The organism is Pseudomonas sp. QE6 (assembly GCF_041379005.1).
Lineage (GTDB): Bacteria > Pseudomonadota > Gammaproteobacteria > Pseudomonadales > Pseudomonadaceae > Pseudomonas.
This window is the reverse complement of record NZ_CP166873.1, coordinates 91,201-104,291: the sequence shown is the minus strand read 5'-3', so window position 1 is coordinate 104,291 and position 13,091 is coordinate 91,201. Positions and strand designations below refer to the sequence as shown.

Annotated in this window: 10 protein-coding genes; 1 reads left to right on the top strand and 9 read right to left on the bottom strand. The window is 65.2% G+C overall.

Annotated elements, in window-relative coordinates; genetic code table 11:
* Positions 1-9: 9 nt before the first annotated feature.
* The 5 genes from ACAW63_RS00480 to ACAW63_RS00460 form a co-directional block, all read right to left on the bottom strand.
* The gene (locus ACAW63_RS00480) at positions 10-3,084 is read right to left on the bottom strand and encodes a DUF748 domain-containing protein (RefSeq protein ID WP_371230914.1); all 3,075 of its coding nucleotides are present in this window, start codon (positions 3,082-3,084) and stop codon (positions 10-12) included.
* Positions 3,085-3,183: 99 nt separating this feature from the next.
* Positions 3,184-3,798, bottom strand: a complete 615-nt coding sequence (locus ACAW63_RS00475) for a response regulator (RefSeq protein ID WP_371230912.1) — start codon at positions 3,796-3,798, stop codon at positions 3,184-3,186.
* Between the two features lie 188 nt (positions 3,799-3,986).
* Positions 3,987-4,865, bottom strand: a complete 879-nt coding sequence (locus tag ACAW63_RS00470) for an oxygenase MpaB family protein (RefSeq protein WP_371230910.1) — start codon at positions 4,863-4,865, stop codon at positions 3,987-3,989.
* 81 nt (positions 4,866-4,946) lie between these two features.
* A complete protein-coding gene (gene acs, locus ACAW63_RS00465; protein WP_371230908.1) occupies positions 4,947-6,884 on the bottom strand; it encodes an acetate--CoA ligase in 1,938 nt (645 codons plus the stop codon).
* A 63-nt stretch (positions 6,885-6,947) separates the two neighbouring features.
* Positions 6,948-8,042: a DJ-1/PfpI family protein gene (locus ACAW63_RS00460; protein WP_371230906.1), complete on the bottom strand. Its 1,095-nt coding sequence runs from the start codon at positions 8,040-8,042 to the stop codon at positions 6,948-6,950.
* A 103-nt stretch (positions 8,043-8,145) separates the two neighbouring features.
* Here ACAW63_RS00460 and ACAW63_RS00455 point away from each other — a divergent pair, with 103 nt between their 5' ends.
* The gene (locus ACAW63_RS00455; protein WP_371230904.1) at positions 8,146-9,120 is read left to right on the top strand and encodes a GlxA family transcriptional regulator; all 975 of its coding nucleotides are present in this window, start codon (positions 8,146-8,148) and stop codon (positions 9,118-9,120) included.
* A gap of 40 nt (positions 9,121-9,160) precedes the next feature.
* Here ACAW63_RS00455 and pgi read toward each other — a convergent pair whose 3' ends face one another.
* The 4 genes from pgi to panB form a co-directional block, all read right to left on the bottom strand.
* Positions 9,161-10,825 (bottom strand): glucose-6-phosphate isomerase, encoded by a 1,665-nt coding sequence (gene pgi / locus ACAW63_RS00450; RefSeq protein ID WP_371230902.1) that lies wholly within the window; start codon positions 10,823-10,825, stop codon positions 9,161-9,163.
* An 86-nt stretch (positions 10,826-10,911) separates the two neighbouring features.
* A complete protein-coding gene (gene panD / locus ACAW63_RS00445; RefSeq protein WP_045216800.1) occupies positions 10,912-11,292 on the bottom strand; it encodes an aspartate 1-decarboxylase in 381 nt (126 codons plus the stop codon).
* A gap of 120 nt (positions 11,293-11,412) precedes the next feature.
* On the bottom strand, positions 11,413-12,264 hold the full coding sequence (gene panC / locus ACAW63_RS00440) for a pantoate--beta-alanine ligase (RefSeq protein ID WP_371230900.1): 852 nt from the start codon (positions 12,262-12,264) through the stop codon (positions 11,413-11,415).
* Positions 12,261-13,061: a 3-methyl-2-oxobutanoate hydroxymethyltransferase gene (panB, locus tag ACAW63_RS00435; RefSeq protein WP_371230898.1), complete on the bottom strand. Its 801-nt coding sequence runs from the start codon at positions 13,059-13,061 to the stop codon at positions 12,261-12,263. The genes panC and panB overlap by 4 nt, the downstream gene beginning before the upstream one ends.
* Between the last annotated feature and the right edge of the window lie 30 nt (positions 13,062-13,091).

The following is a 13,091-nucleotide window of genomic DNA, read 5'->3' as shown; positions in this document are numbered from 1 at the left end:
TGCAGTCCATCATTCGCTGTCCAGGTGGAGTTGGGTCGCCACGTTGCCACCATTCTCCGCCTCGCCGAGGCTCACGTCGATCAGATAGACGCGGTCGTCACCGAGGCCGCCCTTGGACACCAGATAGTCCTTGATCTGCGTGGCGCGCTCCTGGCCGAGCTTACGCAGCAGCAACTGGCTGTCGCTCCAGGAGGCCAGCACCGCCTGTTCCAGCTTCACCGTACGGTCGGCCTGGCTGAGTTCCTTCCACTCATCCGGCGGCTGCTTCTTCAGGCGCGCACGGTAGATCCCTTCCAGCAGGGCGGGCTGCAGGTCCTCGGGCACTTCCAGCTTGCTGGCATCGCTGGGCACCTTGTCGCCACGGCGCTGCAGCATGCTGTAGTAGTTCTTGCGGTACTCCTCCTGCAGACGCTTGCGGGCCAGCAGCGGACCGTCGCTGCTGGCCGCGCTGACACCCTCGACCTCCAGCCTGAGCGCGGGGCGTTGCTTGAGGGCGTCGGCCAGCTTGTCCAGATTGGCCTGGGCGGCGGGTTCCAGCTCGCTTGAGCCCGGGGCGAAGGTCACGCTGCCGAGGTCGGGGCCTTCGCCACCGGCGAGCCCGGCGATGAACTTGAAGGGGGCCTGGACTGCGCGCAGCACCAGGTTGCGCAAGGTCTGCCAGACGATGGGCATGACGCTGAACTGCGGGTTGTTCAGGTCGCCTTCCACCGGCAACTGGATATCGATGTTGCCATTGGCGTCCTTGAGCAGGGCTACCGCCAGTTTCACCGGCAGGTCCACGGCGTCGGGGCTGTCGACCTTCTCACCCAGTTGCAGGTGTTCCACCAGTACCTTGTTGTCGGCTTTGAGCTTGCCCTGGGTGATCTGGTAGTGCAGGTCCAGGTTCAGCCGTCCCTTGCGGATGCGATAGCCGGCGAACTTGCCCGAATAGGGCGTCAGGGTGGTCAGTTCGACGCGTTTGAAGCTGGTGGCGATGTCCAGTTTCTCCAGCGGCGAGAAGGGGTTCAGGCTGCCCTTGATGGTAACCGGCGCGTACTTGTCGACCTTGCCCTTGATGTCCACCGAAGCCGGCTGCGGATTGCGGTTGTCGAGGGTGCCGATTTCCCCGCTCAATTGCTGGATGGCGGTGGCGAAGTCCGGGCGCAGGGTCAGGTCTGCGAAGTTGGCCGAGCCGTTGTTCACCTTGACGCCGCCGATGTGGATGCCCAGCGGCTTGCCGCCGGCGGCGTTCGCGCTGCCGGATTTGCCGGCCGGAGCCGAAGCGGGTTGCGGGATGATCAGCTCGCTGACGTTGGTGGTGCGGTCTTCGTTGATGATGAAGCGAGCGTAGGGCTCTTCGAGCGACACGCTCTGGATCGCCAGGCTGTCGCCGTGGCGATAGGCCAGGCCATCCAGCGTGAGCGTGGTCCATTTGACGAAATCGCGGTCCTTGATGGTGTCCAGGGTATGCAACTGGGTGACCTGGGCGCTGCCGTCGATGCCAAAGGCGAGTGGCTCGGTGCTCTTCAGGTCGACGTTGAGGTCGCTGGCGAGGAAGCCGCTGCGCAGCTCCAGGCGAATGAACGGATCGATATAGGCCTGAGCGACACGCAGGTCGATGTCGCGGGTAGTGACTTTCAGCTTGGCATTGACCGGGTTGAGGTTGACCTGGCCGCTGGCCTCGATCTGCCCGCGTTGGCCCAGGCCGGTCTTGAGCTTGAGCTGCAGGGGGGAGGTGAGCTGGCTGTCGAGGTTCTGCAGGTCCAGGTCCAGCGGGCCGACTTCCAGCGCGACCGGTTTGGCTGGGGCGCGATCGGCCAGGTGGGCCTTGTAGCCGCGCAGTTGGGTATCGCGCAGCACCACATGCCAGGCCTTTTCCGCTTCGGCGGCCGGAGTCGGCTTGTCAGGAGTGGCAACTGCCGGAGCCTGCGTATTTTGTGCGGTGGCGGGTAGGGCCTTCTCAGGTGCCTGGGCGGTGTTTTCTGCCGGCTTGTCTGCGTTGGGTGTCTCCGCCTTGGCTGGAGCGGGCTGCTCGCTGTTCTGTGGCGGTGGCGCCGTTTCGGCCTGGGAAACCGGTTCCTGCGGGCGTTTGTAGGGCTTGAAATTGTCGAACAGTTTCTGCCAGTCCAGTTGCCCGTCCTTTTCCCGCGCGGCCCAGGCTTCCAGTCCCTGGCTGCGGATCTGGCCCACGATGACCTCGCGCTTGGCCAGGTCCAGGCTGGTTTCACCGACGTCCAGGCTGGCCAGTTTGGCCAGGGGCTTGCCGTCGGGCGATTTCAGGCTGAGTTCGTGCACGTTCACGGCCGCCTTGTCGAGCAGCAGCTGGGTGCCCTGGGAGAGGTCCAGATGGTAGTCGGAGGAGACGCCGAGGATGCCACTTTCCAGACTCAGGGGGGCGTTGTCCCGTACGTAGGGCCACCATGCTTTGAGCGGGACGCCCTGAAGCGACAGGGTGCCCCTGGATGTCAGCGGCACCAGGCTCAGATCGCCTTGCCAGTCGAGCTTGCCGCCGTGCGGTCCGGTGGCCACAAGGGTCATCTTGGCGCCATCTTCTGGCAGCGTACTGAGATTGTTCAGCTCGAAACCCATCGGGTTGAAGAGGAACTCCACTGGCTCGCTCGGCCGGCGATCCAGGAAGTGCAGGCTGCCTTCGGCCAGGCGGATGCGGTCGATGCGCAAGGGGAAGGGCCGGCTGGGTTCTTCCTGCTGTGGAGCGGGCTGACTCGGCGGCAGCCTGAACAGCTGGGTCAGGTTCAGCGTGCCGTTCTCGGCGAACAGCAGCTCCGTGTGCGGCGCATCCAGCTCGATGTCGGCGAGATGCAGGTGGCGCTTCCACAGGCTGTCGAGCTCGAGGTTGGCGTACAGGCGCTCGAAGCGCACCTCTTCTTCGCCGTTCTTGCCCAGATGCAGTCCCCACAGGGTCAGTTCGAGGCTGAACGGGTTGAGCTCGATGCGCTCGAGGCGCGCCGGAACGTTCGCATACTGGGCCAGTTGCTGGTTGACCACGCGCAGGGCGACCCCGGGAAGGATCAGGAAGCCCAACAGGCAGTAGAAGAGGAACAGCAGCAACAGTGCGCCGATTGCGCGTATCAATCCTTTGGGCATGGCGGGTGTCGTTTTCCGTCGTGACGTGCTGGTGAAGTATGGCACGGCTGAGCGTTTGCGATCGCACGAATGCCCTGTCGGGCGTTGTTCGCGCGCGGGTCAGTCATTGAGGCGATGGGTGCGGGCGAACTCTACCAGGTCCACCACGCTTTCCAGGTTGAGCTTCTCCAGGATGCGCGTCTTGTAGGTGCTGACGGTCTTCTGGCTGAGGAACAGTTCCTCGGCGATGTCCTTGTTGCTCATGCCGCGTACCAGGCTGCGCAAGACGACCAGCTCACGTGGGGTGAGGCTGGCGACGGGGTCGGCATGGCTGGCGATGTTGAGCGACTTTTCCGGGAAGCAGCGGTAGCCGGAGACCAGCATGCGCGCTGCGTTGAGGATGGCGCTGGTGTCATTGTTCTTGCTGACGAAACCGTGTGCCCCTGCGGCCTCCACCTTGCTCGAGTACAGCCGCTCGTCCTGGGAACTGAGCACCAGCAGGCGGATTTTCTCATCGAAGATGTGGATGCGCGCGAGCAGGTCCAGACCGTCCATCCCTGGCAGGTTGAGATCGAGGATCACCAGGTCCGGGCGTTCCTTGCGAACGGCATCCAGGCCGCCATGACCATCGGCGGCTTCACGGACGACTTCGAACTGCGAGTCCTGCCCGAGTAGCGAGCGGATCGCCAGACGCATCGCAGGGTGATCTTCGACCAGCACGACTCGCTTCTTCATATTTCACTCCCTGAGTATGACCCTTTCAGCGAATTGAGCTTGAAAATAGCGCAAATGTTCAGGGGCCCACGGAAAAATCCTAGGCCTGCGCAGAAAAGCTTGCTCGGGGTCAAGGATCGATCCCCAGCCGCTTAGCGCGGGAATAAAGACTTGCCGTGCAGGGGGAACTCTGCCTGTGAAGAGCCGGCTCAGCGCAGCGGAGGCAGGCCCATGCGCCGCCGGGCCCGGTGCAGCGAGCCATTGCGTACGGCCCAGCGCAGCAGCGGCACGCTGCGCCTGACGCTGGAGCGGATCAGCTGGCGCTGCAGGTTGCCCAGGCTCAGATCGAGCTGGTCGGCGGCCCATTCCGGCAGCAGATCGACGCCGGCGCGCATCATCAGCATGCCGAAGGGTTTGGCCAGGAAGCTGGGGGCCGGGGCGTTGAACAGCACGCCGACTACTTCGCGGGTGCGTTCGTCGTAGCGCAGTTGCGAGCGCATGCACTGCAGGTAGGCGGCCACTTCCGCGCGGGAGCGAGGGATATTGCGTGCGCCGAGACGCTCGGCGATCAGGGCGATTTCGTCGTAATAGCGGTCCTGCTCTTCACCGGACAGGTTGGGGTTCAGGTAGCGCAGGTGCGACGCGAGGAAGCTGCTGACCTCGGCCACATGGACCCAGGTGAGCAGGTCCGGGTCATTGGCCGAGTAGTGGGTTCCATCGGGGAGTCTGCCCTGGACGCTGTCGTGGATGCGCCGAACGCGCTCGATGAGTTTGTCCGCGTCCGCTCGCGAGCCATAGGTGGTGGCGGAGATGAACTGGCCGGTGCGGCGCAGGCGGCCGAGCATGTCGGTACGGAAGTTGGAGTGATCCCAGACGCCGCCCAGTGCGCCGGGATGCAGCATCTGCAGGAGCAGCGCGGTAATGCCGCCGATCAGCATCGAGCTGAAGTCACCGTGGACTTTCCAGCAGCTCGAGTCCGGGCCGAACAGGCCCGGATCACCCTTGGGTGACTCGAAATCGACCCCGCCCAGAGCGAGGCCCGTCAGGCTGAGCACCTGGCTTTCGATATGGCGGCGAACGGTTTCCATTGCTGCGAACAGGCCTCGGGGCAAGGACGGCAGGTCTGTGGGTTTAACCTAGCATCTTTGCCCCTGGGGCCTGAAGCAGGATCAACGATTCAGGCGATTGTCGATCAGCCCTTGCACCACGCTCGGATCGGCCAGCGTGGAGGTGTCGCCGAGGTTCTCCAGCTCGTTGCAGGCGATCTTGCGCAGGATGCGCCGCATGATCTTGCCCGAGCGGGTCTTGGGCAGGCCCGGCGCCCACTGGATCATTTCCGGCTTGGCGAAGCTGCCGATTTCCTTGCTCACCAGCGCCAGCAGTTCCTGCTTGAGCGCGTCGCTGGGCTGGATGCCGTTCATCGGTGTGACGAAGGCATAGATGCCCTGTCCCTTGAGATCATGGGGGTAACCGACCACCGCCGCCTCCGCTACCGAATCGTGCAGCACCAGTGCGCTTTCCACCTCGGCGGTGCCGATGCGGTGGCCGGAGACGTTGATCACGTCATCCACGCGGCCGGTGATCCAGTAGTAGCCGTCCTCGTCGCGGCGCGCGCCGTCGCCGGTGAAGTAGTAGCCGGGGTAGGGCTTGAAGTAGGTATCGATCATCCGCTGGTGGTCGCCATAGACGCTGCGGATCTGGCTCGGCCAGCTGGCCTTGATGGCCAGCACGCCGGAGCCGGGGCCGTCGATTTCCTTGCCCTGCTCATCGAGCAGAACCGGTTGCACACCGAAGAACGGACGGGTCGCCGAACCGGGCTTGAGCGCAGAGGCCCCGGGCAGCGGGCTGATCAGGATGCTGCCGGTTTCGGTCTGCCACCAGGTATCGACGATGGGACAACGCGCGTCGCCGACCACGTGGTAGTACCACTCCCAGGCTTCCGGGTTGATTGGCTCGCCCACCGAGCCGAGCAGGCGCAGGCTGCTGCGCGAAGCCTTCCTGACCGGCTCCTCGCCTTCGCGCATCAGGGCGCGGATGGCGGTGGGGGCGGTGTAGAAGATGTTCACCTGGTGCTTGTCGATCACCTGCCAGAAGCGCGAGGCGTCCGGGTAGTTGGGTACGCCCTCGAACATCAGGGTGGTGGCGCCGTTGGCCAGCGGGCCGTAGACGATGTAGCTGTGGCCGGTAACCCAGCCGACGTCCGCGGTGCACCAGTAGATGTCGCCGTTGTGGTAGTCGAACACGTACTTGTGGGTCATCGCCGCGCCCAGCAGATAGCCACCGGTGGTGTGCAGCACGCCTTTGGGTTTGCCGGTGGAGCCGGATGTGTAGAGGATGAACAGCGGGTCCTCGGCGTCCATCGGTTCCGGCGCGCAGTCTTCGCTGGCGCCGCGCAGGGCCTCGTGGTACCAGATGTCGCGGCCTTCGACCCACGGGATCTCGCCTTGGGTGCGCTCGACCACCACCACGCTGGAGACCTTCGGGCAGTCCTTCAGGGCCTTTTCCACGTTCTGCTTGAGCGGGATGTACTTGCCGCCGCGTACGCCTTCGTCGGCGGTGATCACGACGCGGCAATCGGCATCGAGGATGCGGTCGCGCAGGGCATCGGGGGAGAAGCCACCGAAGACCACCGAGTGGATGGCGCCGATCCGCGCGCAGGCCAGCATCGCGTAGGCGGCCTCGGGAATCATCGGCATGTATATGCACACCCGGTCGCCTTTCTCCACTCCACGGCTCTTGAGCACGTTGGCCAGTCGGCAGACGTGGCTGTGCAGCTTGCGATAGGTGATCTGCGCGGATTCGGCCGGGTTATCGCCTTCCCAGATGATCGCGACCTGTTCGCCACGGGTTTCCAGGTGGCGGTCGATGCAGTTGTAGGTCACGTTGAGCTGGCCACCCTTGAACCAACTGGCCTGGCCGCGGGCGAGGTCGCCATGGTGGACCGAGGTCCAGGGTTTGAACCAGTCGAGGAAGGCCTTGGCCTGTTCGCCCCAGAAGGCTTCCGGGTGGTCCACCGACTGTCGGTACAGGCGCTGGTAGGCGTCGTTGTCGAGGTAGGCACGCTGGCGTACGGCCTCCGGGACGGGGTGAAGGCTGATCTCGTACATGGGGAATCCTTATTGTTGTGTCAGGCGAGATGCCCACAAGGGTGCATCCAAGGCCTGGCGGGTTCAAGGGTTGTCCATGCTGTTTCGACGCGCCTGCCGGGCGGATCGTTCAGGCGAGGCGTATTCGAGCTGGGCGGCGACCAGCTCCCGGGTCGGCTCGCCATAGCGGCTGGCGATGGCGGAGAGGGTCTGCTCCAGGCTGAGGATGGCGTTGCCGGACGACTGCGGCAGTTCCGGCTCGCCTGGCGCCTCGTCAGGCAGGAACAGCAAGCCGCCAGCGCTGGTGACCGGCTGCCGGGCCTTCGCTTTCACCTCGGTGCGGAAGGTGCGCGCCCAGGCATCCACGTTCAGCGCCAGGCCGACTTCGTCGAAACCCGGTTGCAGCACCACGGCGAAGGTGTCGTGGCGCCAGAACGCGAGGTAGTTGCCCACGGCAGTCAGGTAGCCGCTGGCGCCGAGGGTGAAATGCTGGCTGTCGTGCCGCGGCGACCACTCCGACACCCCCAGGTCCTGTGCCAGCTCCATGGCCCTCGCCGTTCCAGCGATGGCTTCCACCAGCGCCAGGGAGGCGGGCAGGGCGGCGGTGACGCCGGCGGTCGTCATGAGATTGCCGTCGACCACGTAGCGGCGGTTCTCCAGCCAGAGCGCATCGGGAAAGTCGGCCTGACGCTGGCCGCGCGAATACCAGTGGCCGGTGGCGCGCCGCTGGTGCAGCAGACCGGCGTGGCCCAGCACCAGCACGCCATCGCAGACGCCGATCACGATCGCGCCCTTCGTTGCCTGCTCGCGGATGAAGCCGACCAGGGCGGGGTCTTCGCTGTCGTGCACGGCCGGCACTACTACGTAGTCCGCCCCTTGGGGAAAACGTTGCCTGAACTCCTCGAGGGTGGCCTGCGGCTGTATTTTCAGCGCCGGCAGCAGTTGTACCGGGCCGGGTTCGGTCGCCAGTGCCTGGACCTCCGCCACGGCGGAGCGGCGCAGCACGCCGAGCGGTACCACATAGTCGGCCAGTTCGGTCATGCGGTTCTGGGCTACCACGGCGATCACCGGCCGCTCTCGGCCGAAACGCGGTTGATACGGCGGTAACGACGCTTCGCCGGCCTCTGTCTGGGCCGTAACGATCAACAGGACGATGAGCAGGAAAGTGTGGGGGCTCATGGCGATCTCCAGGGTGGGGCTTTCAGCTTGCCCGGAGCAAATCTGTCACTTATGACGACAATGGATGAATATCTGCCAATCGCCTCCCTGGAGAGTGTCCCGGATGAATGCTTCTCACCCTGTGCTGTTACTGGTCTTCCCCGACTTCCAGTTGCTGGACGCCACGGGGCCTGCGGACGTGTTCGCCGCGGTGGATGAACACCTTCTGCCGGTCGCGCGACCGGCTTATCGTCTGCAGGCCCTTTCACCTGTCGGCGGGTTGGTGCGCTCCAGTACCGGCCTGGAGCTGGCCACCTTGCCGCTGCCTGAGCCGGCGGAGGCGTCGGGGTGCACGCTGCTGGTCGCCGGCGGTTACGGCGTTCAGTCGGCCATGCAGCAAGGGGAAATCGCCCGCTGGCTGGCCCAGGCGGCGCCCCTGGCCGCACGTTGCGGCTCGGTGTGCACCGGCGCCTTCCTGCTGGCCCAGGCCGGTCTGCTGGACGGCCGTCCGGTGGTGACCCACTGGCGCTACGCCGAGCTGTTGCAGCGGCTGTTTCCTCGCTTGCAGGTGATGCCGGACGCCCTGTTTGTGCGCGACGCGCAGTTCTACAGCTCCGCCGGGGTGACCGCCGGCATGGACCTTTGCCTGAGTCTGGTGGAGGAGGATCACGGTCGCGAGCTGTCGCTGCAGGTTGCGCGAGGATTGGTGATGTATCTGCGCCGTCCCGGCGGACAACGCCAGTTCAGTGCGGAATTGCTGGCCCAGCAGGCTCCGCCGAACGGGCAGATGGAGCAACTGGTGGCATGGCTGCGCAAGAGGCTTGATCAGACGCTGGACGTGGACGCGATGGCCGCGCAGATGGCGATGTCGACGCGCACCCTGCACCGGCATTGCCAGGCGGAGATGGGCATGACGCCTGGCAAGCTGCTGCTGCAGTTGCGTCTGGAAAAGGCCAGCAAATTGCTGGAGGGTGGAGAGTCTTCGCTCAAGCGCGTAGCGCAGAGCACCGGGTTCGGCAGCGAGTACAACCTGCGGCGCGCCTTCGTGCAGGCTCTGGGTGTAACACCCGGGGAATACCGGCAGCGTTTTTGCCGATGAGCAGGGACGGATGCGCGTTGCGCATCCGTCCACTCTGGCCTCAGCCGCGGTGTCGACCGCGGAAGAAGTCGATCAGGCCCTGGGTGGAGGCGTCCTCGGCGGCACTTTCCTCGCTGCCCACCAGGCGGCCGTAGATCGCCTTGCCCAGTTCCTTGCCCAATTCCACGCCCCACTGGTCGAAGGCGTTGATGCCCCAGAGGATGCTCTGCACGTAGACCTTGTGCTCGTACATGGCAATCAGCGCGCCCAGGCGGCGGGCACTGATGCGCTCCATCACCAGGGTGTTGCTCGGGCGGTTGCCCGGGATCACCTTGTGCGGTGCCAGGCGCTGCACTTCCGCTTCGTCCAGCCCCTTGGCGCGCAGCTCGGCCTCGGCTTCGGCGCGGCTCTTGCCGGTCATCAGGGCCTGGCTCTGCGACAGGCAGTTGGCGTACAGCCACTGGTGATGGTCGGCCACCGGATTGTAGCTGGACACCGGGACGATGAAGTCCGCCGGGATCAGGTGGGTGCCCTGGTGCAGCAGTTGATGGTAGGCGTGCTGGCCGTTGCAGCCCACGCCGCCCCAGATCACCGGGCCGGTGCCGGCAGAGACCGGGGTGCCGTCCTGGCGCACGCTCTTGCCGTTGGACTCCATGTCCAGCTGCTGCAGGTGGTCGGTGATGTTCCGCAGGTAGTAGTCGTAGGGCAGGATCGCGTGACTGCGGGCGCCCCAGAAGTCGCCGTACCAGACGCCGAGAAGGCCCAGCAGCACCGGGATGTTCTTCTCGAAAGGCGCGGTGAGGAAGTGCTGGTCCATGTTGTAGGCACCGGACAGCAGTTCCTTGAAGTTGTTGATCCCCACCGACATGGCGATCGGCAGGCCGATGGCCGACCACAACGAGTAGCGGCCGCCGACCCAGTCCCACATCGGGAAGATGTTCTCGGCGCGAATGCCGAAGGCCGTCGCCGCTTCCTTGTTGCTGGAAACCGCGATGAAGTGGCGATACAGCTCCGCCTCGCTGCCACCCTGGGCCAGGTACCAGGCGCGGGCGGCCTGGGCGTTCTTCAGGGTCTCCAGGGTGCCGAAGGACTTCGACGAGACGATGAACAGGGTGGTCTCGGCGTTGAGCCTGGCGGTCATCTCACGGAACTCACTGCCGTCGATGTTCGCCAGGTAATGGCAGCGCACGCCTTTCTGGGCGAACGGCAGCAGCGCCTCGGACACCAACTGTGGGCCGAGGAAGGAGCCGCCGATGCCAATGTTCACCACGTCGGTGATCGGCTTTTCGGTGTAACCGCGCCACAGGCCGTTGTGCACGGCGGCAACCAGCTCGGTCATCTGGTGCAGTACGCGGTGCACCTCGGGCATCACGTCCTTGCCGTCCACCAGCACCTTGTCGCCGATGGGGCGGCGCAGCGCAGTGTGCAGCACCGGGCGGCGCTCGGAGGCGTTGATCACGTCGCCACGGAACATCGACTGGATGGCCTCGCCCAGCCTGGCCTCTTCCGCGAGCTTGACCAGCAGCTCGAGGGTGTCCTGGCGGATCAGGTTCTTCGAGAAGTCGAGGAACAGGCCGCAGGCACTGAGGGAGAAGCGCTTGAAGCGCTCGGGGTCCTGGGCGAATGCCTCGCGCATGGTGAAACTCTGCAGGTCCTGACGGTGGGCGGCCAATGCCTGCCAGCTCGCCAGTCGGGTGGCATCCAGCGGAGTGAGGTGGTGTTCCATGACGTACCTTCGGGGTGTGACGTGCGGGTTTTGAACCTGTGCTCTCGACCTAGAAAGAAGCCCGGAGGTTCCGGGCTTTTTCTGGGTCAGGCGAGCTGAACCGGGATGGCGTTGCTGGTGTGGCTGAGTTCGTTGCCGGGCGCCATGTACAGCATGCGCGGCTTGTAGCCTTCCAGCTCGGCGTCGCTGAACTGAGCGTACGCGCAGATGATCACCCGGTCACCCACCTTGGCCTTGTGGGCGGCGGCGCCGTTGACCGAAATCATTCGCGAGCCTTCCTCGCCACGGATAGCGTAGGTGGTGAAGCGTTCGCCGTTGTCGACGTTGTAGATCTGGATCTGTTCGTATTCGCGGATACCCGCGAGATCGAGCCATTCGCCATCGATGGCGCAGGAGCCTTCGTAATCGAGCACGGCGTGGGTCACTTCGGCGCGGTGCAGTTTGGCTTTGAGCATGATGCTCTGCATGACGTGGCTCCTCTTTTTCTGGATACGGGAGTGCGGTGCGAGTATGCCCGAGCACCGGAGACCCCTCAAGGTCGCGGCTGGCGCGGCCTTGAGGCGAAATTCCGGTAGTCGTGCGGGGATTCAGTCGATGTGGAAGGCGAGATTGTCGATCAGGCGAGTGGTACCGAGGAAGGCGGCCACGAGGATCACCAGCTGACGATCTTCTGCCGTTGCCGGCCGCAGCCCAACCGACTCGCGGATTTCCAGGTAATCGATGCGCAGGCCGGCCTGTTCGATCTGCTGGCGCCCTTCGGCGAGCAGCGTGGCGTAATCGCGTGAGCCGCCACGGACCTGCTCGGCGAGCTGTTTCAGGGTGCGGTAGAGCACCGGCGCAGTAGCGCGTTGCTCGTCGTTCAGGTAGCCATTGCGCGAGGACAGCGCCAGGCCGTCTTCGGCGCGCACGGTCGGTTCGCCGAAGATCTGCACCGGCAGGTTGAGGTCGCGTACCAGCTTGCGGATCACCGCCAGTTGCTGGAAGTCCTTCTCACCGAACAGCGCCATGTCCGGCTGGACCATGTTGAACAGCTTGCACACCACGGTGGCGACGCCATCGAAGTGGCCGGGACGGCTACCGCCGCACAGGCCTTCGGAGACGCCGGTCACGTGCAGGCGGGTCTGGCCGTCCATGCCGTCGGGGTACATCTCCTCGACGGTCGGTGCGAACAGCAGGTGGCAGCCGGCATTGAGCAGCTTCTCCTGGTCCGCGGCAAGGGTGCGCGGGTACTTGTCCAGGTCTTCGCTGGGGCCGAACTGCAGCGGGTTGACGAAGATGCTGGCGACGACGAAGTCGGCGCGCTGGCTGGCCTTGGTCACCAGCGCGGCGTGGCCGGCGTGGAGGTTGCCCATGGTCGGGACCAGCGCGATGCGCTTGCCTTCACTGCGGGCGCGGGCCACCGCGGCACGCAACTCGCGGACTGTCTTTACCGTGTTCATGAGGCGAATCCGTGCTCCGGGCCGGGGAAGGAGCCGTCTTTCACGGCCTTGACGTAGGCGACCATGGCCGAAGCGATATCCGGCTGGCCCTCCATGAAGTTCTTCACGAACTTCGGCGCGCGACCGGTCAGCGACAGGCCGAGCATGTCGTGCATCACCAGGACCTGGCCGTCGGTGCCGGCGCCGGCGCCGATGCCGATCACCGGGATTTTCACCGCTTCGCTGATTTCCTGGGCCAGCGCCGACGGAACGCACTCCAGCAGCAGCATGGCGGCGCCGGCCTGTTCCAGGGCGATGGCGTCGGCGCGCAGCTGACGGGCCTGGTTTTCCTGGCGGCCCTGGACCTTGAAGCCGCCGAACAGGTTGACCGACTGCGGGGTCAGGCCCAGGTGCGCGCACACCGGGATACCGAGCTGCGCCAGGCGCACGATCGGCTCGGCGAGCCAGGCGCCGCCTTCCAGCTTGACCATGTGGGCGCCGGCCTGCATGACCGTTACCGAGTCGCGCAGCAGACGGTCCAGGGAGGTACCCGATTCGAACGGCAGGTCGGTGAGGATCAGCGAACCCTTGTTGCCGCGCTTCACGGCGGCGGTGTGGTAGGCCATGTCCTGGATGGTGACCGGGAGCGTGCTGTCGTGTCCTTGCAGCACCATGCCCAGGGAGTCACCGATCAGCAGCACGTCGGCGCCGGCCTGGCTGGCAACATGCGCGAACGTGGCGTCGTAGGCGGTCAGCATTGCGATCTTCTCGCCGCTTTGCTTGAGACCTTGCAGGGTGGTCAGGGTGACATCAGGCATGAAAGTGTCCTCAGTTCTGCGCCGGGCAGG

What these genes read in the sequence shown, in the direction of transcription:
- ACAW63_RS00480 (WP_371230914.1), bottom strand. Translation starts at nt 3,084, where the DNA reads ATGCCCAAAGGATTGATACGCGCAATCGGCGCACTGTTGCTGCTGTTC.
- ACAW63_RS00475 (WP_371230912.1), bottom strand. Translation starts at nt 3,798, where the DNA reads ATGAAGAAGCGAGTCGTGCTGGTCGAAGATCACCCTGCGATGCGTCTG.
- ACAW63_RS00470 (WP_371230910.1), bottom strand. Translation starts at nt 4,865, where the DNA reads ATGGAAACCGTTCGCCGCCATATCGAAAGCCAGGTGCTCAGCCTGACG.
- acs (WP_371230908.1), bottom strand. Translation starts at nt 6,884, where the DNA reads ATGTACGAGATCAGCCTTCACCCCGTCCCGGAGGCCGTACGCCAGCGT.
- ACAW63_RS00460 (WP_371230906.1), bottom strand. Translation starts at nt 8,042, where the DNA reads ATGAGCCCCCACACTTTCCTGCTCATCGTCCTGTTGATCGTTACGGCC.
- ACAW63_RS00455 (WP_371230904.1), top strand. Translation starts at nt 8,146, where the DNA reads ATGAATGCTTCTCACCCTGTGCTGTTACTGGTCTTCCCCGACTTCCAG.
- pgi (WP_371230902.1), bottom strand. Translation starts at nt 10,825, where the DNA reads ATGGAACACCACCTCACTCCGCTGGATGCCACCCGACTGGCGAGCTGG.
- panD (WP_045216800.1), bottom strand. Translation starts at nt 11,292, where the DNA reads ATGCAGAGCATCATGCTCAAAGCCAAACTGCACCGCGCCGAAGTGACC.
- panC (WP_371230900.1), bottom strand. Translation starts at nt 12,264, where the DNA reads ATGAACACGGTAAAGACAGTCCGCGAGTTGCGTGCCGCGGTGGCCCGC.
- panB (WP_371230898.1), bottom strand. Translation starts at nt 13,061, where the DNA reads ATGCCTGATGTCACCCTGACCACCCTGCAAGGTCTCAAGCAAAGCGGC.